The 22209-nt window shown below is 68.8% G+C and carries 18 protein-coding genes, 1 tRNA gene and 1 pseudogene; 8 read left to right on the forward strand and 12 right to left on the reverse strand.

Annotated features, from left to right (window positions below; genetic code table 11):
* Window positions 1–10: 10 nt before the first annotated feature.
* The 3 genes from IAI58_RS08590 to IAI58_RS08600 form a co-directional block, all read right to left on the reverse strand.
* A complete protein-coding gene (locus IAI58_RS08590) occupies window positions 11–1357 on the reverse strand; it encodes an acyclic terpene utilization AtuA family protein (RefSeq protein WP_207446769.1) in 1347 nt (448 codons plus the stop codon).
* Window positions 1358–1383: 26 nt separating this feature from the next.
* Window positions 1384–2394 carry a Bug family tripartite tricarboxylate transporter substrate binding protein gene (locus IAI58_RS08595; protein WP_207446479.1) on the reverse strand — a complete coding sequence of 337 codons (1011 nt, stop codon included), beginning with the start codon at window positions 2392–2394 and terminating at the stop codon, window positions 1384–1386.
* 128 nt (window positions 2395–2522) lie between these two features.
* On the reverse strand, window positions 2523–3902 hold the full coding sequence (locus IAI58_RS08600) for an LLM class flavin-dependent oxidoreductase (RefSeq protein ID WP_207446478.1): 1380 nt from the start codon (window positions 3900–3902) through the stop codon (window positions 2523–2525).
* A gap of 271 nt (window positions 3903–4173) precedes the next feature.
* Between IAI58_RS08600 and IAI58_RS08605 the strand changes: the two genes are divergently transcribed.
* Together IAI58_RS08605 and IAI58_RS08610 are read left to right on the forward strand one after the other, a co-directional pair.
* Window positions 4174–5226: a LacI family DNA-binding transcriptional regulator gene (locus IAI58_RS08605; RefSeq protein WP_207446477.1), complete on the forward strand. Its 1053-nt coding sequence runs from the start codon at window positions 4174–4176 to the stop codon at window positions 5224–5226.
* A gap of 54 nt (window positions 5227–5280) precedes the next feature.
* Window positions 5281–5601, forward strand: coding sequence for a hypothetical protein (locus IAI58_RS08610; RefSeq protein ID WP_207446476.1), 321 nt, complete (start codon window positions 5281–5283; stop codon window positions 5599–5601).
* 6 nt (window positions 5602–5607) lie between these two features.
* Here the strand turns inward: IAI58_RS08610 and IAI58_RS08615 are convergent, their stop codons facing one another.
* From IAI58_RS08615 to IAI58_RS08640, 6 genes are all read right to left on the reverse strand, one after another.
* On the reverse strand, window positions 5608–6462 hold the full coding sequence (locus tag IAI58_RS08615) for an SGNH/GDSL hydrolase family protein (protein ID WP_207446475.1): 855 nt from the start codon (window positions 6460–6462) through the stop codon (window positions 5608–5610).
* On the reverse strand, window positions 6462–7646 hold the full coding sequence (locus IAI58_RS08620; RefSeq protein ID WP_207446474.1) for an OpgC family protein: 1185 nt from the start codon (window positions 7644–7646) through the stop codon (window positions 6462–6464). Before IAI58_RS08620 ends, IAI58_RS08615 begins: the two co-directional genes overlap by 1 nt.
* Window positions 7647–7727: 81 nt before the next feature.
* Window positions 7728–8582: a transglutaminase family protein gene (locus IAI58_RS08625; RefSeq protein WP_208775910.1), complete on the reverse strand. Its 855-nt coding sequence runs from the start codon at window positions 8580–8582 to the stop codon at window positions 7728–7730.
* A gap of 7 nt (window positions 8583–8589) precedes the next feature.
* Window positions 8590–11061, reverse strand: coding sequence for a circularly permuted type 2 ATP-grasp protein (locus IAI58_RS08630; RefSeq protein ID WP_207446470.1), 2472 nt, complete (start codon window positions 11059–11061; stop codon window positions 8590–8592).
* Window positions 11062–11085: 24 nt separating this feature from the next.
* Complete coding sequence (locus IAI58_RS08635) at window positions 11086–14343, reverse strand: transglutaminase family protein (RefSeq protein WP_207446469.1); 3258 nt, start codon at window positions 14341–14343, stop codon at window positions 11086–11088.
* Between the two features lie 104 nt (window positions 14344–14447).
* Window positions 14448–15053 (reverse strand): hypothetical protein, encoded by a 606-nt coding sequence (locus IAI58_RS08640; protein ID WP_207446467.1) that lies wholly within the window; start codon window positions 15051–15053, stop codon window positions 14448–14450.
* Window positions 15054–15224: 171 nt separating this feature from the next.
* On the opposite strand from IAI58_RS08640, the gene IAI58_RS08645 reads away from it, so the two are divergent.
* Window positions 15225–16370: an ATP phosphoribosyltransferase regulatory subunit gene (locus tag IAI58_RS08645; protein ID WP_207446466.1), complete on the forward strand. Its 1146-nt coding sequence runs from the start codon at window positions 15225–15227 to the stop codon at window positions 16368–16370.
* A 2-nt stretch (window positions 16371–16372) separates the two neighbouring features.
* Window positions 16373–17662, forward strand: coding sequence for an adenylosuccinate synthase (locus IAI58_RS08650; RefSeq protein WP_207446465.1), 1290 nt, complete (start codon window positions 16373–16375; stop codon window positions 17660–17662).
* A gap of 72 nt (window positions 17663–17734) precedes the next feature.
* Here the strand turns inward: IAI58_RS08650 and rpoH are convergent, their stop codons facing one another.
* Complete coding sequence (gene rpoH / locus IAI58_RS08655; protein ID WP_207446464.1) at window positions 17735–18625, reverse strand: RNA polymerase sigma factor RpoH; 891 nt, start codon at window positions 18623–18625, stop codon at window positions 17735–17737.
* Window positions 18626–18855: 230 nt separating this feature from the next.
* Window positions 18856–19887: an RluA family pseudouridine synthase gene (locus IAI58_RS08660; RefSeq protein WP_207446463.1), complete on the reverse strand. Its 1032-nt coding sequence runs from the start codon at window positions 19885–19887 to the stop codon at window positions 18856–18858.
* On the opposite strand from IAI58_RS08660, the gene IAI58_RS08665 reads away from it, so the two are divergent.
* Together IAI58_RS08665 and IAI58_RS08670 are read left to right on the forward strand one after the other, a co-directional pair.
* A complete protein-coding gene (locus tag IAI58_RS08665) occupies window positions 19856–20140 on the forward strand; it encodes a DUF6476 family protein (RefSeq protein ID WP_237182828.1) in 285 nt (94 codons plus the stop codon). The genes IAI58_RS08660 and IAI58_RS08665 overlap by 32 nt on opposite strands.
* Window positions 20141–20249: 109 nt before the next feature.
* A tRNA-Glu gene (locus IAI58_RS08670) sits at window positions 20250–20325 on the forward strand.
* Window positions 20326–20501: 176 nt separating this feature from the next.
* On the opposite strand, the gene IAI58_RS08675 is transcribed toward IAI58_RS08670, so the two are convergent.
* Entirely contained in the window at window positions 20502–20798 is a 297-nt protein-coding gene (locus tag IAI58_RS08675) for a hypothetical protein (protein WP_207446462.1), read from the reverse strand.
* 17 nt (window positions 20799–20815) lie between these two features.
* Between IAI58_RS08675 and IAI58_RS23025 the strand changes: the two are divergent.
* Both IAI58_RS23025 and IAI58_RS08680 read left to right on the forward strand, forming a co-directional pair.
* Window positions 20816–21043: pseudogene (locus IAI58_RS23025) on the forward strand (IS5/IS1182 family transposase); the annotation flags it as partial.
* A gap of 60 nt (window positions 21044–21103) precedes the next feature.
* A complete protein-coding gene (locus IAI58_RS08680) occupies window positions 21104–22204 on the forward strand; it encodes an IS630 family transposase (RefSeq protein ID WP_208775911.1) in 1101 nt (366 codons plus the stop codon).
* Window positions 22205–22209: the final 5 nt, after the last annotated feature.

A 22209-nucleotide genomic window follows, 5' to 3' on the forward strand; every position in this document is an offset into this window, starting at 1 on the left:
GCCTGTCTCCTCACACCATCTCGTATTCGATGGGGAACATCTCGCACGGGTCCTTCGGCGCCACGGTATGGAAGACGCTGAAGCGGAACATCGGCCCCAGCTCGATATCCGAAGGGCTGAAGGGGAAGGCCATGTTGCCCTCCTTGCACAGGCGGCCCGGGAAGTCGGCATGCAGCATGGAGGTGCGCGCCATCGCCAGGACGGCATTGGCGATATCCTGCGTGCGGCCCAGCACCTCGATCACGAAGCCCAGCTCGTGCGAGGTGATCTCCTTCTGCGGCTCCCAGGCGGCCATGACGCCGTCCTTGCCATAGGTGCGGACCACCAGCTGGTAATCTTCCGGAGGCACGCCGAAGGCGGCGGCCTTGGCGGCGACCTTGTTCCGGTGCGTCTCCAGATAGCTGTCGATCTGGCCGATCAGCACGGGGTCGCGCGTGCCGCAGATGCTGATGGCACGGTAGCCCGCGCGCTCCACACCCTCGAGCTTGATCGTGTACTGCTCGGCCGGCGTCCAGGTCATGCCATCGACCTTCACCGCGCGGTCGCTGACCGCGGTGATGGTGACGGCGCTGGTATCCAGCAGCCCGCCCGGCTCCACATGGTGGATCGGGCTGGAATTCTCATGCAGCGCGAAATTCGCCACGGCCAGCGGGGTGGAGCGGCGGATCGGGTTCGGCGGCTCGCAGATGATGTGGTCGTCGCGCACCCGCAGGAAGATGCAGTCCGGCTCCTTCGGCACGGTCGGCTCGGCGCCGCATTCCAGCATCTTGCCGGCGTACCAGGAGGGAGCCGGGTTCATCCCGGCGCGGATGGCCGGGCCCGCCCATTGCGCGGGGTCGCTGCTGCGGCCCGCCAGGATGACCTGCGCGCCATTGTCCAGCGCGCGCATGAAGGGCTCGGGGCCCATCATGCCGACGATGCGCTCGGCGCGGCGGATGGTCGCCTCGTCCAGCGGCTTCATCTTGGCCAGCGGCTTGCTCAGGCCGGCATTCACCCGCTCGATCAGCGATTCCTTGCTCTGCTCGGCATGGATCAGCGCCATCTTGAAGGAGAGGCCCTCCTCCCGCGCGATCTCCCGCACCAGGGCAGCGGTGTCCTGCAGATGCGGCTCACCGCCCGCACCACCGGAAGTCCCGATGATGCAGGGGATCTTGGCAGCCGTCGCGGCCAGCAGCATGAGCCGCAGGTCGCGCTTGACCGAGAGGCGCGAGCAGAAGGACTTGCCCGCGCCCAGGTAGTAGGGCCCTGGATCGGTGCTGCCGCCGTCGCAGCCGATCACATGCGGCTCCCACGACATACCGATCCGCAGCGATTCCTCGGCGTAGCCGTATCCGAGGATACCGCTCGTCGAGAGCATTCTGAACTCTTGCACGATGTAATCCCTTAGCCCTTGGGCAGAAGCCCATCCTTGTCGGCCTGCTGCCAGCGACGGTCTTCCTCGACCAGCAGGCTGGTAAATTCGCTGCGCGACAGCGCCGCAGGGTCGACCGCCAACTGCCTCAGGCGCTCCTTCAGGACGGGCGTCTGCATGGCCTTCAGCACCTCGGCATTGAGCTTGTCGGCGATGGGCGCCGGCAGCTTGGCGGGGGCGAACATGCCGAACCAGCCGACGAACTCGGCACCCTGCACGCCACCCTCGTTCACGGTCGGGACATCCGGCATCAGGCTGAAGCGCTCTGTGCTGCTGATGGCCAGGACCTTGATGGTGCCGGCCGACAGCAGCGGCATGGCGGTGGCGGTGCTCCCCCAGGCCACCGGCAGGTGCCCGCCAGTCAGCTCGGCCAGATAGGCGCCGCTGCCGCGATAGGGGATCTCGATCATCTCGACCCCGGCGCGCTTGGCGAACTGGTTGGCGGTGAAGGAGGACTGCGCGTCCGAGGTGCCCTGGGCGATGCTGCCGGGCTTGTCCTTCGCGGCCTTCACCAGGTCGGCCAGGCTCTTGTAGGGGCTGTTCGCCGCCGTCATCAGCACCAGCGGGTAACGCGCCGTCATGGCGATGGGGGTGAAGTCCTTCAGCGGGTCGAAGGGCAGCTGCGGCGTGATATAGCGCGTCATCACATGCGTGCTGGTGACGACCATCAGCGTGTAGCCGTCCGGCTGGCTGTGGGAGACGGCCTCGCTGCCGACGATGCCATTGGCACCCGCGCGGTTCTCCACCACGAAGCTCTGGCCCAGGCTCTGGCCCAACGCCTCGGCGATGGCGCGGGTGGTGATGTCGGTGCCGCCACCGGGGGCATAGGGCACGACGACGCGCACCGTCTTGTTGGGCCAGTTGTCCTGCGCCCAGGCCGGGCGGATGGCCGGCATGGCCAGCGTTGCGAGGCCGGCGCCAAGCAGGCCACGGCGCGTCGCGGTCAGGTGCCCGCCCGTGAGGGAGGCCATCACTTTCTTCATCGTTGTCTTCCCTGTCAGTTTATTCTTGCCGGAGTAGCCATCGGCCCCCCGGTTTCCGACGGGGGGCGAGGGAGAAGGCGCGGGGGAGGATGGCCGGTGCCCTATGCTGGTCAGGGCACCGGCGAGGCTCACGAGACCTGCTGCAGCGCCGGCTTCCGCCACGCGCCCAGCTCGGGACGGGGCAGGCCGAGGTTCTCGCGCAGAGTCTTGCCCGCGTAGTCCTTGTGGTAGAGGCCGCGGCGCTGCAACTCCGGCACCACGAAGCGGGAGAAATCCTCAAAGGCGCCGGACATATGCGTGGCCGCCAGCACGAAGCCGTCGCAGGCGCGGGCGGTGAACCATTCCTCCATCTGGTCGGCCACCTGGGTGGGCGTGCCGCAGAAGATCGGGAATTCGCCGATGGTGCCGCGGCCGGAGAAGTGCACGAAGTCGCGTACCGTCGGGTTCGGCTTGCCGGACAGGGCGACGATACGGTCCTTGAAGCCGGTCCAGGACAGCTTCTTCAGTTCCTCGTCCGTGAACTCGGAATCGAGATCCTTGGAGCCGAAGTCGAAGTTCAGCGCTTCCGACAGCAGCACCAGCGCGTCGATCGGCTTGGCCAGGGCGCGGATGTATTCGCGCTTTTCCTCGGCCATCGCCTGGGTCTCGGCGACGCAGACATAGCAGGCCGGGCAGACCGCCACGCTGTCCGGGTCGCGGCCGGCGGCGGCGACGGAAGCCTTCAGCTCGCCATACTGCTTCTGGCCCATGGCGATATTCGGGTAGACCACGAAGATCAACTCGCCCCAGCGGCCGGCGAACTGGCGGCCACGGCCGCTCTGCCCCGCCTGGATCAGCACCGGGTGGCCTTGGGCCGAGCGCGGCACCGGCAGCGGCCCGGCCGACTTGAAATACTGGCCCTGGTGGTTGAGCTTATGGACCTTGCTGCCGTCGGCGAAGCGGCCGGAGATCTTGTCGCCGATGATGGCGTCATCCTCCCAGCTGTCCCACAGCCCCATGACGACTTCCATGAACTCGTCGGCGCGCTCGTAGCGGGCGTCATGCGCCAGATGGCCGTCGCGGCCGAAATTGGCGGCTTCCGAGTTGTTCAGGGAGGTGACGACGTTCCAGGCGGCGCGACCGCCCGTCATCAGGTCCAGCGTCGCGAAGAGGCGTGCGACGTGGAAGGGCTCGTAATAGGTGGTGGAATAGGTGACGCCGAGGCCGAGCTTCTCCGTCGCCATGCCGATAGCGGTGATGATGGTGGCGGGGTCCATCTTCACCACGCGCACGCCATTCTCGACGGCGTCGCGATGGTCGTTGTTGTAGATGTCCGGCATCGCCAGGCGGTCGTCGAAGAAGGCGAGATGGAACTTGCCGTCCTCCAGCGCGCGGCCGATGCGCTGGAAGTACTTCGCGCTCAGAAAATCCATGGGATTGGCGGGATGGCGCCAGGAGCCGGGGGCGATGGAGCAGTTCTGTGCCTGCAGGAAGCCCACCATCTTCATTTGCCGTTCCGGGGTGCTCATCGGCTCAGCCTCTCCTTCCTGCCGGCAGGCATTGTCGGGCCCGGCCGGGAAATTTCCTCTGGAACACCAGCCTTTGTCAGCCGATGTGCGCGAACGTTTGCGCTTTCGTGCCGCAGTAAGAAGGTTGCAGAGCCGCGCGTCAACAGAAATTTCGGGAAGGATGATCATGACTCCGCGTACTTTCCTGAACAGGAGGCACCTCATGACCTAGTGACTTTGCTGAAACGGATGCGCGAACGGTGGCGCAGGAGATGCGTGCTACACTGCCGGCATGAATGACGTCCCGCCGCCCGCCGCCTTTCGCCAGCGTGCCACCATCGTCACGCTCTCCCGCCTGGCGGGCGTGGCACCTTCCACCATCTCCCGCGCTTTGAAGGGGGACACCCGCATCTCGGCGGAAACGCGGGCGCGGATCGCCACGCTGGCGCAGGAGCTGGGCTACACACCCAATGCCCTGGCACGCACACTCTCATCCGGCCGCAGTGGATTGATCGGGCTGGTGCTCGGGCCGTCCACCCATCCGATCTATACGGAGATCCTGCACGAGACGGTGGCCCAGGCCGGCGAGCGGGGGATGCGCATGTTGATGATCCATGCCGGCGCCGGGCCGATCGAGGACAAGACGGCGGAAGCCCTGCTGCAGTACAAGGTGGATGGCTGCCTGATCACCTCGGCCGAGCTTTCCTCCCGCGCCGCCCATATCTGCTCGGCCAACGGGGTGCCGGTGGTGATGGTCAACCGCGTGGCGCGGGAACATTCCTCTGCGGTGGCCTGCGACAACCGTGCCGGTGGCGGGGAACTGGCGGCATTGCTGATCGCGCACGGGCATCGTCGCTTCGGCCTGGTCAATACCTCCAACCGCACTTCAACGGCGCTGGAACGCGAGCAGGGCTTCGTCGAGCATCTGGAGAAGGCGGGCCAGAAGCTGATGCTGCGGCTGGACGGGCAGTCCACCTATGACGGCGGCTTCGAGGCCGGGCGACAGATCGTCGCCCTGCCAGCGCGCCGCCGGCCGGATGCCATCTTCGCCGTCAGCGATATCATCGGCATGGGCGTGCTGGATGCGCTGCGGCTGGGGGGCGTGCGGGTGCCGCAGGATATCTCGGTGGTGGCTTTCGACGATATTCCCCAGGCCGCATGGCCGATCTACGACCTGACCACCGTGGCGCAGCCGCTGGGGGCCATGGTGCGCCGGGGGCTGGATCTGCTGGCTGCCCGCATGACCGATCCCGGCCTGCCGGATGAAACCGTCACGCTGCGCGGCAAGCTGATCGTGCGCGGCTCGGTTCGCGTGATTGACCGGAATTCAGTTCCAATTGCGTAATTGTTAAGCTTATCGAATTAAATTAAAGGGCAGCTCCAACCCGGGAACCGCTCCATGCGTCATGCCTTGATCGCCGCCGCTGCTCTGCTGGCTGCCCTTTCGGCCCCCTCCATCGCTCAGGCGGCCGACCGCCGGGTGGAGGTGGTGAATGCCTCCAAGCAGGAACTGCGCGAATTCTACGCTTCCAACGCCAAGCGCAGCTCCTGGGAAGAGGATATCCTGGGCGAGGATGTGCTGCCGCCGGGCGAGTCCATCGTCATCGATGACGGTTCCGGCGCCTGCAACTTCGACCTCCTGGCGGTGCTGGACGGTGGTCGCAAGGTCGAGCGGCGCAACGTCAATGTCTGCGAGATCAGCCGCTTTACCGTGCGCTGAACCCGCTCATGGCCGGGCGGCGATGGTGTTGCGCATCAGGCGCTGCGCCATGCCGCCGGCCAGTGTCTCGGCCATGCAGAGATAGCCGAGATCGTTCATGTGGAAGCCATCGGCCGAGAGCATGGAAGCCTTCTGCGGCGCCGCGTCCCAGTAGCGCATGATGGCATAGCGCCGCATCAGCGGAACCTGCTTCTCGGCCGCCACGCGCTCGATGGTCTGGACGATGAGGCGGTAGAGATCCTCGCCGCCCTGGCCCGCGTAGAATTGCGGGTCGATCAGCACGAGGTCCAGCCCGCGTTCCTGCACGAAGTCCACGCCCTGACGCATGGTTTCGGAAAACGCCTCAGGCGTGATGTGGCGCACGGCATCGTTGGTGCCGAGCTGCCAGAGCACCACGTCCGGCTTCCAGTCCTCTATAGCCTTCCGCATGCGGATCAGGGTCGTGGAAGCGACCTCGCCGCCGATGCCGTCGTTCCGCACCGTGATTTTCGCGCCCGGCAGCAGGCGAAGCAGCGCATCCTGCAGGCGTGACGGATAGGCATGGCCCGGCGCGGTGGCGCCCACCCCGGCGGTGGAGGATGAGCCGATGGCCAGGATCCGCACGGCCTCGCCCTCCTGCACCAGGGTCGTCATGCGCGGCAGGGCGAAGCGCAGATTCTGCAATTCCTCCGGCACCATGCAGCCGGAGGGCAGTTCCGCTGCCGGACCGGGGCCGAAATGCGGTGTCGCCGGCACCAGCAGGGGGGCGGCCGCCGGAATCGGCATGGATGGCGGCGGGGGGGTGCGGACAGCGGTCTGCGCCCGGCCCAGCTTCGCCAGGCCCAGCGCCGCCACTCCGGAGAGGAGGAAGGCGCGCCGCATCAGGGACGCAGCGCCGCCGTGCCGGCGATCGCGGGAGCGCGGCTGCTCCGGCGCGTCTCCGCCAGGGTCAGCAGCCATGCGGCCAGGATCTGTACGGAAATGCCCATCGTGACGTAGACGATATCAAATCCCGCGCTCTCATGGCCAGTCTGCTTCAGCGTCACGCCGGTCATGCTGATGACGAGACCCGTGCAGAAGATCGGCAAGGAATGCCGGCCCATCATGGCCAGGGGATGCGTGAGCGGGCGCGTCAGGGCCCAGGCCTGCAGGGGGGAGTAGGCGACGACATAAGCCAGCGCCAGGACATGCACGAGGCGAGGGATGGAGAGATACTGCTTCTCCGGCACCAGCAGGAAGTCGCGCAGGATCACGCCCTCCGCCTCCGGCGCCAGATGGAAACAGGTGATCACCATGGAGAAGATCAGGAACCCCAGCGCCAGCATCCAGGCAGGGCGGTGATAGGGCATGGCGGCGCCCATGACCTCCCGCCTGCAGCCCAGCGCGAAGCCGATGGTGAACAGGAACTGCCAGCTGAGGGGATTGAAGAACCAGCCGCCTTCCATCGGGTAGCTGGGCAGGTTGATGCGTTCCAGCCCCGCCAGGGCATAGATCATGGCGGAGATCATCAGCAGGGCCGAAAGGCTGCGCCGGCCGATCCAGAGCAGCAGCGGCAATATGGCAATCAGCACGAAATAGAGCGGCAGGATGTTCAGATAGCCCGGCTGGTACCGGAGCGTCACGGCCGAGACGAGGGCCTGCAACGGATCCAGCAGCAGAGGCTCCAACGCCACCACATTGAACAGCCCGGCATCGCCGGTACGCAGCACGGCCCAGGCGAAGACGGCGCCGCCCAGCACCACCATGGCCAGATGCGTCGTGTAGAGCCCTGCCGCGCGGCTCATGACCCGCAGCGACACGTTGAAGCGGTCGCCCTCATCGCTGTTGTAGCGGCGTGAATAGGCACAGGCGGCGGCATAGCCGGCGAAGAGGACGAAGAGTTCCGCGGCGTCGGAGAAGCCGAAATTCTTGTGCGTCCAGTCCTCCAGCACATTGCCGGAGACGTGGTTGATGAAGATGGAAACCAGCGCGAAGCCACGCCAGACATCCAGCGCTGTATCCCGCCCCGGCGGGGCCGGGCGGGCCACGCCGCCTGCCAGCGCGGTGGGCGATACTGTCGGCGCCATGGTCGATCCTCCTCCTGCCGCGCCCGCCAGGGGCGGCGCCGCGAGGCAAAAACGAGGGCGGCGGGGAGGAGGTTGCCTTACTCAGGCAGGGGTGAGGTCAACGCCGACATCCAGCCGATGCCGGCCACCTCCCAGGATGATCCCCCGCAGCGGCGAGATGTCGCTGAAATCACGCCCCCAGCCGAGCACCACGTGCTCCCCGGCCACCACCAGGTTGTTGGTGGGGTCCAGTCCGACCCAGCCATGCGCCGGGCCGAGCCAGGCGCTGACCCAGGCATGGGACTGGTCGGCCCCTTGTCGCGCCACCCCGCCAGGGGATGGCCGGGTGCGGATATAACCTGAGACGTAGCGGGCGGCGAGGCCGAGGCCGCGCAGGCCGTTCAACATCAGGTGGGTGAAGTCCTGGCAGACCCCCGCCCGTTGCGCCAGCACCTGGGACACCGGCGTGGAGACGCCCGTGACGCCCGGCTGGAAGGTGAAATCCCGCCGGATGCGCGCATTCAGGTCGAGCAGTCCCGCCAGCACAGGCCGCCCCGGCGGGAAGGAGGCGCGCGCGTAATCCCGCGCCGCGGCGTTCTCCGGCAGCATGGGGGAGGGGAAGGTGAATTCCACCGCATCGGGCGCGGGGGCGGCGGCCAGTTGCTCCCAGGGCGGGGTCTCGGCTGCCGGCGGCGGTGGGGGGAAGGCGGCTTCCACCATGGCCTCGGCTACCACTTCGAAGCGCCTGTGCGGCTGGTCGATGAAGAGCCAGGTGACGGAATTGCCGAAATGGTCGAGGCCCCGCGTCATCCTTGCCGGGGTGGGGGTGCAGCGGATCTCCTCCGCAAGCATGCGCTGGCCGGGCAGGGCGCGCGGCGTCAGATGGAGCATGTGGGTCGCCAGGTCCACCGTCTCGGCGTAGCGGTAGGTGGTGACGTGGCGGACGCGCCAGTTCATGGAAACCTCAGAAGCCGCCGGCCAGGGCGGGCTCGCCGGCGGCGGGCTGCACGCCCAGCGCCTGCGTGGCCGGCAGCAGCGCGAAGTAGCGGCGGGTGATGGCGCCGGAGAGATTGGCGATATCCCCCTCGATCCGGCGCAGGACGGGCGCCAGGGCGGTGGTGGCCACGGCCTGCTCCGGGCTGGCCAGCACGCCGCCGGGCATCGCCTCCACCTCCGCCAGCAGCGCGGCGGCGGTGCCGGCGAGGGCGGGGTCGCCATCCGCCGCCAGTTCGGCCAGCAGGGCATGGATGGCGCGCAGCTGAAAGCCGAGGCCACGCGGGTTGCCGGGGTCGGCCAGCACCAGGTCCAGCGCTGGCGCCGGTTGCAGCACGCTCTGGTAGCGGCTGCGGTAGGTGATGACGGAATCGCAGAGTTCCAGCGCCAGCCGCAGCCCGCCTTCCACCCGTGTGGGCGGCTGTGCCAGCGCGAAATGCAGCTGCGCGGCGATGCTCTGCGCCCGCTCCACCCGGCGCCCGAGGTCCAGGAAGGTATAGCCGCCGGCACGGACCATGTTCTCCGCCGCCATGCCGGCCATCCCGGCGACATAGCGCAGCACGCCGCCCAGCAGCCGCTCCAGCTCCTGCAAGGGCCGGGCCGGCTCGCGCGGCTGCGCGGCCTCGGCCCGCAGGGTTCGCAGTGGCTGGGCGAAGGCGGCGTACATATCGGCGGTCAGCCGGTCCCGGAGGGCCTCCACCAGCCGCGACACCTGGCTGAGCAGCACCAGCACCTCGCCTTCCGGCTGGGTGGTGCGGAGCAGGGCATCGCGCAGCGTGGCGGTGGCGCCGCCGCTGGGCAGGTCCTCCGCGCCGACCAGCCTGGCATGGCGGAGGCAGAGGGCGAGGGCGGAGAGTTCCGCCACCTCGCGCGGCAGCAGCGGGCCGCGGTCCAGCCGGCCGAGAGTGGCGCGCATCAGCCGTGCCGCGCCTTCCAGCCGCTCGGCATAGCGGCCGAGCCAGAAGAGGTTGTCGGCCACGCGGGAAGGCAGCTCACCGGCCGCGCGGCGGATGGCCAGCGGCGGCTGCTGCTGCGCCGGCGGGCCGGCGATGCGGGCATCCTCCTGATGCAGCACCCAGACATCCTTGGTCAGGGTGGTTCCACCCGCCTCCACCCGCGCCAGGCCGCCGGGCAGGGCGTGCCAGCGGGCGCCGTCCTGCACCAGGAACATCCGCAGCCGCACCGGCAGGGGCTCCAGCCGCTCGCCTTGCAGGCAGGGCGCGACGGAGCCAGTCAGCACCCGGCTGGCCATGTACTCGCCCGGGCGGGCGGCGATGCGCGCGTCCAGCCCGGCGGCATCCGGCGGGCGGCCGGGATGCCCGCCGATGGCGGGGCGGATGGTCCAGCCCGGCCGCTCCGCCAGCACCATGGAGAGGGCGGCGGGATCGGCCAGCCAGCGCGGCTCCGGCTGCGGCAGCAGCAGCTCCTCCCCCAGCAGCCGGCGGGCCAGGGCGGGCAGGAAGGCCATCAGGCCCGGCGTCTCGGCCAGCCCGGCGCCTGGCTCGTTGACGATCTTGACCGTGCCGTGCCGCGCGGCATCCAGCAGGCCCGGCACCCCCTGGCCCGGCCCGTCCATCTCCAGCGGGTCCAGGCCCCGGCCGGGCACGCGGCGCAGCAGCACATCCACGGGCCGCAGGCCCTTCAGCGTCTTGATGAAGACGGCGCCGCCGCGCACGGACAGGTCGCCCGGTTCCACCAGCGCGCAGGAGAGTTCGCGCGCCAGCAGCACATGCTCGAACCAGAGGCGGTGATGCACGCCGGGGGTCAGCAGCGCCACGCTGGGCCCATCCTGCCCCGGCGCGGCGCGCGGCGGGGCGAGGCGTTGCAGCGCGTCCTGCCACAGTTCGAAGAACGGGCGCAGCGGGCGCAGCGCATGGCCCCGGAACAGGCCCGGCAGGGCACGGGCCAGGATCCGCCGGTTCTCCTGCGTCTGGCCGATGCCGCCGGCACGGCTGGTGCGGTCCGCCACCACATGCCAGCGGCCATCCGGCGCGCGCAGCAGGTCCGCGGCATAACAGTGCAGGAAAGGGTGCCGCGTGGCGGCCGGGCCGGCATCCCGGCAGGGGCGCAGGAAGGCGGGGTTGGCATAGACCAGGGCGGGTGGGACCAGGCCTTCCGTCAGCAGATGCTGCGGGCCGTAGAGGTCGGCCAGGATGGCTTCCATCAGCCGCGCCCGCTGGGCCAGCCCGGCGGCGAGGTGGCTGAACTCCTCATCCGGCAGCACCAGGGGTATGGGATCGCAGCGCCATCCGGCCTGGGCGCTTGGCATCTCCCCGGGCAGCAGGGAGGTCATGCCCTCCTCGGCCACCCGCTCCACCCGCCGCGCAGCTTCTCCCATGCCCATGGCGGAAAGCTCCGCCAGCCCGGCCATGACACTCCGCCAATGGGGGCGAAGATGGCCGCTGCCGTCGGCCATCTCATCGCGTGGGGGTTGAGTACTCACGGGCGTCTCACGCGGCGCCCGCTATCACGCAAAGCGGCGCAGGTCGAGGGTGCGGCTGAGTTCCGTGCTTTCCACCCGGAGAGGCTCCGGCATCGGGCCGGGCGTATGTCCGAAGGGGAGGAAGCGGGCGCGGCGCCGGGCCTCGGCCTCATTGGCATTGACCGGGAAGTGCTCGTAGTTCCGGCCGCCGGGCTGCGCGACATGATGGGTGAAGCCGCCCAGGCTGCGGCCGGTCCACCTGTCCCAGAGGTCGAAGGTCAACGGGGCCTGGACCGGGATCATCGGGTGCAGGGCGGAGGGCGTCGCCCGGGCCTTGAAGCGAAGCCCCGCCACGAACTCGCCGGTGTTGCCGGTGGCCCACATCGGCAGCGCCTTGCCATTGGCGGCGAGGATGAAGCGTTCCGGCACGAAGCCCTGCGCCTTCACCTGCAACCGCTCGGTGCTGCTGTCGACGGAGCGGGCGGCGCCGGTGCCCGTTCTTTCCCCGCCCGGCACATGCCAGGGCTCCAGCGCCTGCCGCAGCTCCAGCCGGATGCCCTCCAGCGTCACCTCACCCACCTGGGGGAAGCGGAATTCGACATGGGGTTCGAACCATTCCACCCGCAGCGGGGCGCCGAGCTCGCGAAGTTCCCGGATGGCGTCGCGCAGGTCCTGCACGGCATAGTGGGGCAGCATGAAATCGTCATGCAGCCGGGTGCCCCAGCGCACCAGCCGCCGTTCGTAGGGCCGGTTCCAGAAGGCGGCGACGGCGGCACGCATCAGCAGCATCTGGGCAGCGGCCATGCGCGGGTTTGGCGGCATCTCGAAGGCACGGAACTCCACCAGCCCCAGCCGTCCGCTGCCGCTGTCCGGCGGATAGAGCCTGTCGATGGAGAATTCGGCGCGGTGGGTATCGCCGGTCATGTCCGCGAGGATGTTGCGGAAGAGCCGGTCGGTGACCCAGGGCGCCTTCTCCTCGAAGGGGCTGATCTGCTGGAAGGCGATCTCCAGCTCGTTCAGCACATCCTGCCGCCCCTCATCGATGCGCGGGTGCTGGCTGGCGGGGCCGATGAGCTGCCCGGCGAAGAGGAAGCTGAGGCTGGGATGGTTGTGCCAGAAGCCCAGCAGCGACTTCAGCAGATCCGGGCGCCGCAGGAAGGGGCTGTCGGCCGGCCTGGCCGCGCCCATCACCACATGGTTGCCGCCGCCCGTGCCGGCATGGCGGCCATCCAGCATGAACTTCTGGGCCGCCAGTCCTTCCTGGCGGGCGGCCTCGTAGAGCTGCTCCGTCCGCTCCACCTGCTGCTCCCAGTTGGTGGCGGGATGGAGAAGCACCTCGATCACGCCAGGGGCGGGGGTGATGGAGAAGCCTGGCACGCACGGGTCGCGCGGCGGGGCATAGCCTTCCAGCACCACGCGGCGGCCGGCCTGTGCGGCGGTGTCCTCAACGGCGGCGCAGAGTTCGAGCCAATGCCCGATCTCCGCCAGGGGCGGGAAGAAGACAGTCAGCTTCCCCTCCCGCGCCTCGACCGTCAGGGCCGTACGGATCGGATCGGGCGCCTCTCCCCGTGCTTCCGGCATCCGCTGGTGCCGCAGGAGGACGCCGTCACCGCCCCCCGTGGCGGCATGCAGACTCCCGCCGGGGAACAAGGCGCCGTGCGCGGCGGCGGGGTCGGCCCAGGGCAGGCTGTCCAACGGCAGGCGGAGGCCGATGGGGGAATCGCCGGGGACCAGGAACAGCGCGTCATCCCGGAAGAACCACCTGCCGGATTCCCAGCCATCCCGGCCATGGCGTAGCGGCAGCACCGAGCCGACGCTGGAACCCAGGCCCTGGGCGAAGATCCTGGCCAGCCTTGCCCGCTCCAGCGGGTCGCCCGGTCTGGCATCCTCGTCCGGCCCGGTTGCCGGCAGGCGCTTTTCCTTCCAGAGGTAGTAGTGGCTGTCCTCGAAAGCCGGGTTCACCAGCGCGGGGTCCACGCCCAGCCGCGCCGCCAGCGCGGCGGCGAAATCGGCGGCATCCCCGGCATCGGCGGTATCGGTATGGTCGTCGTCCGAAAGCAGGGCGGCATCCCGCCAGACCGGCTGCCCATCGGCGCGCCAATGGGCATTCAGCTGCCAGCGCGGCAGTTGCTCGCCCGGATAATGCCTGCCCATGGCGTATTGCACCACGCCGCCCGGTGCCCAAAGTGGCATCAGCCGCTTCAGCAGCCGGCCGGCGAGACTGCGCTTGGTGGGCCCCAGCGCGGCGGTATTCCATTCCGGCGCATCCTGGTCCCTGGCCGAGACGAAGGTCGGCTCCCCTCCCATGGTCAGGCGCACGGCGCCCGTTTCCAACTGCTGGTCCACCGCTTGTCCGGAGGCCAGAATCTCCTGCCAGGCGGCGTCCTCATAGGGCTTGGTGACGCGCGGTGTCTGGCGCACCCGCTGGATGGACATGCCGAAGTCGAACTCCACCCCGGCCTCGCTCATCCGCCCGCTGATCGGGGCGGCCGACTGCGGCTCGGGCGTCGCGGCCAGGGGGATATGGCCTTCGCCCACCAGGAGGCCTGAGGTGACGTCGAGCCCCACCCAGCCGGCGCCGGGCAGATAGACTTCCGCCCAGGCATGGAGGTCCGTGAAATCGGCGCCGGGGCCCTGCGGGCCTTCCAGCGGCTTCTCATCCGCCACCAGCTGGATCAGGTAGCCGGAGACGAAGCGCGCGGCGAAGCCGAGGTTCCGCAGCAGCTGCACCAGCAGCCAGGCGCTGTCGCGGCAGGAACCTTTCCCCTGCTCCAGCGTCTCCTCCGGCGACCAGACGCCCGGCTCCATCCGCACGACGTAGGGAATGCTGCGGTTCACCAGGGTGTTGATGTCCAGCAGCATGGACACCGTGCCCAGCCCACCCTCCGCCGGCGGCTTCGGCACCTGCTCCATCAGGCCGGAGAGCAGCGGTCCCGGCGGGTCGGCGCGGCGGAAGGGCGCCAGCTCATGTTCCAGCACGGGGTCGTAGCTGAAGGGCCAGGTCTCGGCCTCAGGTTCCAGGAAGAAGTCGAAGGGATTGATGGTGGCCATATCGGCCACGAGGTCCACGGTGATGTCGAAATGCGTCACAGGCCCGGGAAACACCACGCGGGCCTGGAAATTGCCCTGCGGGTCCTGCTGCCAGTTCAGGAAATGCGGGTGGGGATCGATCGTCAGCGTGTAGGCGAGGATCGGGGTGCGCGCATGTGGCGCGGGCCGGAGCCGGATGGTCTGCGGTCCCAGCGACACGGGCCGGTCGTATTGGTAGCGGGTATGATGCGTCACCGCGGCGTGAATCGACATGCGGGTTCCCGACGACCTCGTTCGGGGAGCAGCATAGCCTCCGCATGCCGTGGCGCGATACGCCCTGCCTCAGGACGTATCGCGCCACGGTCAGGCAGTCTGGCTCAGCGTATGAAAGGCGCGCCGCTGGGCTGCTGGAAGCCGCTGTCGTCCATCACGTTGTTATTGATGGCTCCGGCCGCTGCCTGGACCTGCAGGAGCGGGGAGGGTGGGTTGGACAGCCGTCGCAGCGTCTCGGCACCCCCCAGCGGGAAATCGGGGCCCGAGAGCGCGGCCTGGGCGGCGGCGGTGTTACCCCTCTGGAGCTCCCGCGCGGCGCGCTGCAGCGCGTCCATGACCTGCGGCGCTGGCGCATTGGGGGCAATGCCGAAGGCGCGCCGCGCCTCCGCCCGGCCGGCCTGCAATTGAAGCAGGGTGGTGCCGGGGAAGTTGCTCGCGCGTCCGGGGTCATTCTCCAGGCGCCAGGTCAGGTATTCCAGCTGCGCGAGGGAGAGGGCAACCCGCGCGGGCTGGCCGCGCTGGGCGTTCAGGTCGCCGAAGGTGAAGGGGGCCTCCAGCGCGGCGGCACGCAGGGGGTCCCCGGCGCCGGCCAGATAGGGCTGCTGCCCGATATAGCCGTCCCACATGCCCGTGTTCGTGCCGGGCTGGTTGCAGCCCGCCAGCACCGGCAGGGCGACCAGGGCGGAGAGGAGGAATAAGCGCTTTGTCATGGCTCGCACCAGAAAGCTGATATGGAGCATCTGGGTTGTGACGGTGTCGATACAAGCGCCCGTCCGGACCACGAAGGGGTGCTATGAAGGACAGCATAGCGCGATCCGCCCTTGCCCCCGCCGCCTCGCGCTGCCACACAGCCGCCGCCACGTGCCTCTTTGCCTGGGATCATGACCGAAGATCTGCCAAGCCCCGCCCTGTTGCCCTCCGGCCTGAGCGACCTGCTGCCCCCCGAGGCAGCGCAGGAGGCTGCGCTGGTCGAGGCGATGCATGCCGTCTTCGCCGCGCATGGCTATGAGCGCGTGAAGCCGCCGCTGCTGGAATTCGAGGATTCGCTGCTGGCGGGTTCCGGCGCCGCCGTGGCGGAGCAGACCTTCCGGCTGATGGACCCCGACAGCCAGCGCATGATGGGCCTGCGCGCCGACATCACCCCCCAGGTGGCGCGCATCGCCGCGACCCGGCTGGGCGCCGTGCCGCGCCCGCTGCGGCTTTCCTATTCCGGGCAGGTGCTGCGGGTGCGCGGCACCCAGCTGGCGCCGGAGCGGCAGATCCCGCAGGTCGGCATCGAGTTGATCGGCACCGATTGCGCCGAAGCCGATGCCGAGGTGGCGCTGCTGGGCGTCGAGGCCCTGGCCGCCGCCGGCATCGCCGCGCCCAGCCTGGACATCACACTGCCGACCATGGCGCCCGCGCTGCTGGATGCCGCCGGGGTGGAAGGCGAGTTGCGTCGCAAGCTGGCCCGCGCGCTGGACCGCAAGGACGCCGCTGCCGTGACGGAGCTGGCCGCCATCGCCGGCCCGCCCGCCGTCGGGCTGACGGCGCTGCTGACCGCGGCCGGCCCGGCCGATGGCGCCCTGGCCGCGCTGAAGGCGGCCGACCTGCCGCAGGCCGCCCGTGCGATTGCCGACAATGCCGCCGCCATCATCGCCGCCATCCGCGCCCGCGCGCCGGGACTGCGTATTACGCTTGACCCCGTGGAGTTCCGGGGCCTGCAGTACCATGTTGGTGTGGCTTTCACGCTCTATGGTCCCGGCCATACCGGGGAGCTGGCACGCGGCGGCCGCTACATGAGCGGGGAGGAGCCGGCGACCGGCATGACCCTCTACCCCGATGCCGTAGGCCGCGCCGCGCCGGTGCGCCCGCTGCCCGCCCGGGTCTTCATCCCGCGCGGCGCCGATGCCGCCGCCGCCGCCGCGTTGCGGGCCCGGGGTTTCTTCACCGTGGCGGCGCTGTCCGCCACCGATACACCGCAGAGCCTGCGGTGCAGCCACATCCTGCGCGGGGCCGCAGCCGCGCCGATCGAGGAGAACGCGTAGCCATGGCCAATGTCGCCATCATCGGCGCCCAGTGGGGCGACGAGGGCAAGGGCAAGGTCGTCGACTGGCTGGCCAGCCGGGCCGATATCGTTGTGCGCTTCCAGGGTGGCCATAATGCCGGCCATACGCTGGTGGTGGGCAACCAGACCTACAAGCTGTCGCTGCTGCCTTCCGGCATCGTGCGCGGCAAGCTGGGCGTCATCGGCAATGGCGTGGTGCTGGACCCGGACGCGCTGCTGGCCGAGATCTCCCGCGTGCGGGAGCAGGGGCTGGATGTCGGCCCGCACAACCTGCGGATCGCCGAGAACACGCCGCTGATCCTGCCGCTGCACTCCGCCATCGACAAGGCGCGCGAGGTTGCGCGCGGCGAGAACAAGATCGGCACCACCGGCCGCGGCATCGGCCCGGCCTATGAGGACAAGGTGGCGCGCCGCGCCATCCGCCTCTGCGATCTCGCCGAGCCAGAGACGCTCTCGACCAAGCTCGACGAGCTGCTGCTGCACCACAATACCCTGCTGAAGGGCCTGGGTGCCGAGACCTTCGAGAAGCAGGTGCTGCTGGACAAGCTGGTCGCCCTGGCGCCCAAGCTGCTGCCCTATGCCGAGGCGGTGTGGGAGCGGCTGGACGAGGCCCGCCACAGCAACAAGCGCGTGCTCTTCGAGGGCGCACAGGCCGTGATGCTGGACGTGGACCACGGCACCTATCCCTTCGTCACCTCCTCCAACACCGTGGCCGGCAATGCGGCGGCGGGGGCGGGGGTCGGGCCGCACCAGATCGGTACGGTGCTGGGCATCGCCAAGGCCTATACCACCCGCGTCGGCTCCGGCCCTTTCCCGACCGAGCTGTTCGATGACGTCGGCAAGCGCCTGGGCGAGCGGGGCCGCGAGTTCGGCACCGTGACCGGCCGCCCGCGCCGCTGTGGATGGTTCGATGCCTGCCTGGTGCGGCAGGCAGTGAAGGTCGGTGGCGTGCAGGGCCTGGCCCTGACCAAGCTGGACGTGCTGGACGGCCTGACCGAGCTGAAGATCTGCACGAGCTACCGTATCGACGGCGAGATCGTGAAGCGCCTGCCGGCCGCCCTGGGCGCCCAGGCCAAGGCCGAGCCTGTCTATGAGGTGCTGGAGGGCTGGTCCCAGTCCACCCAGGGCGCGCGGAGCTGGGCCGAGCTGCCGGCTACCGCGATCAAGTATGTGAAGCGCATCGAGGAACTGGTGGAGGCGCCGGTGACGCTGCTCTCCACCAGCCCGGAGCGTGACGACACCATCCTGGTCAGCGACCCCTTCGCGGGCTGAGGCGGCCTGAAAAGAGAAGGGGCGCGGCCTTCGCAGGCCGCGCCCCTTTTTTCATGTCCGCGGCGCGGTGGGTCAGTCCACCGTCAGCCGGCGCTCGGCGATCTGCGCCTTCATGCTCTTCTGGAGCTTCTCGAAGGCGCGGACCTCGATCTGCCGCACACGCTCGCGGCTGATGTTGTACTGCTGGGAGAGTTCCTCCAGCGTCGTCGGCTCGTCCTTCAGGCGGCGCTCGATCAGGATGTGGCGCTCACGCTCATTGAGCGTCTTTAGCGCCTCACCGAGCAGCTCACGGCGGTTGGACATGTCCTGCCGCTCGGCGATCTCGGTTTCCTGGCTCTCGCTCTCATCCACCAGCCAGTCCTGCCACTCACCCTCGCTGTCGGCGCGAACAGGCGCGTTCAGCGAATTGTCGGGCGAGGCGAGGCGACGGTTCATGGACACGACGTCCTGTTCCGGCACCTGCAGCACATGGGCGATCTTTTGCACCTGCTCAGGCTGCAGGTCGCCCTCCTCGAGGGCGGCCATCTGGCCCTTCAGCCGGCGCAGGTTGAAGAACAGCTTCTTCTGCGCCGCCGTGGTGCCCATCTTTACCAGGGACCAGGAATGCAGAATGTACTCTTGGATCGCGGCGCGGATCCACCACATGGCGTATGTGGCCAGGCGGAAGCCCCGGTCGGGATCAAAGCGGCGCACTGCCTGCATCATGCCGACATTGCCCTCGCTGATCAGCTCGCCCACCGGCAGGCCGTAGCCGCGGTAGCCCATGGCGATCTTGGCAACGAGGCGCAGGTGAGATGTAACAAGGCGGTGGGCGGCCTTCTGGTCGCCGGCATCCTTCCATGCCTTGGCAAGCCGGAACTCCTCCTCCGGCGTCAACATGGGGAATTTACGAATCTCCTGCAGGTAGCGGGAGAGATTGCCCTCCGGGGCAATCGGGATCATCGAAGACGTAGTGGAAGCCATGGTCGCATCTGCCTCCTGCACCTTCCGGGCGCCCCTGTGACGGCGAGCCCCGGACGGCCAAACGGTCCGGGTCGCCCCCCGCACGGGCCCTGACGCGCCACCCGCCCCGCCGTCACGACAGGACGGTCTGGGTGGCTGCGCCGTTGCTGTGGCACCCGGCGTTGGCGACTGAACCAACGTTATCAAGGGGCGCGGAGTTGCGCAAGGAAATCCCGACTGTAATAGTCGGGTTACCTCCCGTTACCGTCGAGCAACCCAAGAAGCATCCTGAAATCCTCCGGCAACGGCGCGGTGAAACGCAATATTTCTCCCGTGACGGGGTGGGGGAAGCCGAGCGATTCGGCATGTAGCGCCTGTCTGGGGAAGGCCAGCAATGCATCCCGCGCAAGGGTCGGCAGGGATCGCGCGCTGGCAGGCATGCGTTTCAGGTAAACCGGATCGCCCACGATCGGATGCCCGATATGCGCCAGATGCACGCGGATCTGATGCGTCCGGCCGGTGGCGAGGCGGCAGCGCAGGAGGGCGCAGGCGGTGCCCCAGGCACGCTCGGTACCATAGCGGGTCAGCGCATCCTTGCCGTTGCGGGTGACGACGGCCATGCGCTTGCGGTCGGTCGGATGCCGGCCGATGGCGGCCGAGATCTCGCCGCGGGGGGGGCTTGGCACGCCCCAGGCGAGGGCGAGGTAGGAGCGTTCCAGCGCTTCCCGGCTGGCGAAGGTCGCGGAGAGGGCCTGATGAGCCCGCTCCGTCTTGGCCACAACCATGACGCCGGAGGTGTCCTTGTCCAGCCGGTGGACGATGCCGGGGCGCTTCTCGCCGCCGATGCCGGCCAGGTCGTCCCCCGCATGGGCCAGCAGGGCATTGACCAGCGTGCCGTCCTGGTTGCCCGGCGCGGGATGGACCACCAGCCCGGCGGGCTTGTCGAGCACGATCAGGTGCTTGTCCTCGAAGAGGATGGTCAACGGAATATCCTGCGCGACCGGCGTGGCGGGCACGGCCTGCGGTACCTCCACCCGGTAGGTGGCGCCGGCACGCACGGTCTCCGACGGGTCGGCGACCGGCGCTGCGTCCCGCCAGACCCGCCCGGTCTCGATCAGCGCCTTGACGCGGGAGCGGGAGAGCGTGCCTATCGCCGCCGCCAGGAACCGATCCACCCGCTGCCCCGCCTCGGCCGGGCCGGCGGGCAGGGTGAAGGTCTCGGCTGGTAACTGATTTGCTTCGGAGGTGTCGGTGCGCGCGCTCAAGATCCTGGTGTCCGTCATGGGCGCGCTCATCGTGGTGGCCACGGTGGCGCTGGTGGTGCTGTTGATCCAGCGCATGGGGGAAGCCGCCCAGGGTGTGGCGGTTGCTAACACGGAAATGGTGCTGACGCAGCCCGCCGGCAGCCGCATCGCCGGCATCGCTGCGTTGAACGGTCAGCTGGCCGTCTGGGTGGAGCGGCCCGATGGTGGCCGCGTGCTGCTGCTGGACCCCCGCAACCTGCGCCAGACCGGAGAGCTGCGCCTGGGCCAGTAGGCCCCTGAGGGCGGGCAGGAGAAGCAAAATGAAATTTTCTTCTCTAACCTGCCAAAGGTGCCTTGATCGGCGGAGGCAGCGCGGTTAGAAGCCCGCCACGCCCAACGAAGTCCCCTTCGTCTAGAGGCCTAGGACACCGCCCTCTCACGGCGGTAACAGGGGTTCGAATCCCCTAGGGGACGCCATTGGACTGAAAGCGAACGCTTTCAGCACGTTGGATGCGTCCCAGACAGGCTGATCGTGGCAGTATTACGAGGCGGAAAAGACCCGCTCTGGCTGCCCTGCTTCTGATCAGAAGCGCCCTATGGGGCGTCCACCTTCAGCCCAAGCTCCAGGCCAGCAATAAGCCAGCCGGCTGCGGTTATTGCGGCCGTGGCGGCGTTCTCTGCTGAGGTGAGGAGAACCGGCCCGTCGTGCATTGGGGGCGCAAAACCCCGCAGTTTGCGAACTTTTCTTCCGTGGCCTGCGTGATGATGCTCGCTTCGAGGAACATCAGCCGGCGCCCATGGCCGTCCTGCGACAGCTTGTGGCGGGTGGCCGAGGAATGCGTGGCGGCCCACTCGCCCTGGTCCATGAAGCGGACGGCTCTGCCGCCGACGATGTTGCCGGCGTGGCCGGCGTCATACCGGAAGGCGAATTTCTTGCCCTGGCTGAGCACGGTAAGCGGCGTGGCTGCGAAAGGGAGGTGTGGCGGTTGGCCCGAACCCGACGGACCGCGACAGGCCCGGCACGAAGCGAGATCTCGCCACGGATGTGCAAGGCCCGCCGCTTGGCCTGACGCTGAGCGGAGCCAATTGCCCTGACAGCCGCCTGCTCCTTCCGATGTCCGACGCTTTGCCGAATGTGCGGGCCAAGCATCAAGCGCGGCCACACCGCGGACCAGGCAAGCTGCACGCCGACAAAGCCTAGTATCCTGATCGCGAAATTCCTACGATCATGCAGGTAATCGTAGGGAGAGCCGCGATGGGCAAACCGGCGGTGACGATTAGGCTGAGTGAGGCCGAACGTCGGGAACTGGAATCCCTGGCTCGGGCTCACAAGACCGGACAGGCGATGGCGCGCCGGGCCCGCATTGTGTTGGCCGCCGCCGCGGGTCTGGAGAACAAGGCGATCAGCGCTGAGGTCGGCGCGGACGCCAACACGGTTTCAAAGTGGCGTCGGCGCTTCGCCGTGCATCGCCTGGACGGGTTGCTCGATGAGCCCAGACCAGGCACGCCGCGCACGATCGGCGATGACGCGATCGCCGATACCATCCGGCTGACGCTGGAAACAACGCCGCCAGGTGCGACGCATTGGTCGCTGCGCTCCATGGCCCGGACCGTCGGGTATGCGCCATCGACCATCCACCGCATCTGGCGGGCCTTCGGGCTGCAGCCGCACCGGAGCGAGACCTTCAAGCTCTCCAATGACCCGCTCTTTGTCGAGAAGGTGCGCGACATCGTCGGGCTCTACCTGGCACCGCCGGACCGCGCGCTGGTGCTGTGCGTGGATGAGAAGTCCCAGATCCAGGCGCTCGACCGCACCCAGCCCCTGCTGCCGATGCGTCCCGGCCAGGCGGAGCGGCGCACGCACGACTATACCCGCCACGGCACTACCTCGCTGTTCGCAGCGCTCGACATCGCGACCGGGACAGTGATCGGCCACTGCTACCCTAAGCACCGCTCCACCGAGTTCCGGAAGTTCCTGGATCAGGTGGAGAAAGCCGTGCCCCAGGATCTCGACGTCCATCTCGTGATGGACAACTACGCCACCCACAAGACCAAGCCGATCCGCGACTGGCTGCTCAAGCGCCCGCGCTGGCATGTCCATTTCACGCCCACCGGCGCCTCCTGGATCAACCAGGTCGAACGCTTCTTCGCCCTCATCACCGACAAGCAGATCCGGCGCGGCATCCATCGTTCCACCCAGGCGCTCGAGCGCGACATCCGTGCCTTCATCGAAGCCCATAACGTCGATCCCAGACCGTTCCGCTGGACCAAGTCCGCCGACGACATCCTCGGTGCCATACAGCGCTTCTGCCAGCGCACCCAGCAGATCGGAGGAACTACAGAATCAGGACAATAGAGGTT

This window comes from Roseomonas marmotae (genome assembly GCF_017654485.1).
Lineage (GTDB): Bacteria > Pseudomonadota > Alphaproteobacteria > Acetobacterales > Acetobacteraceae > Pseudoroseomonas > Pseudoroseomonas marmotae.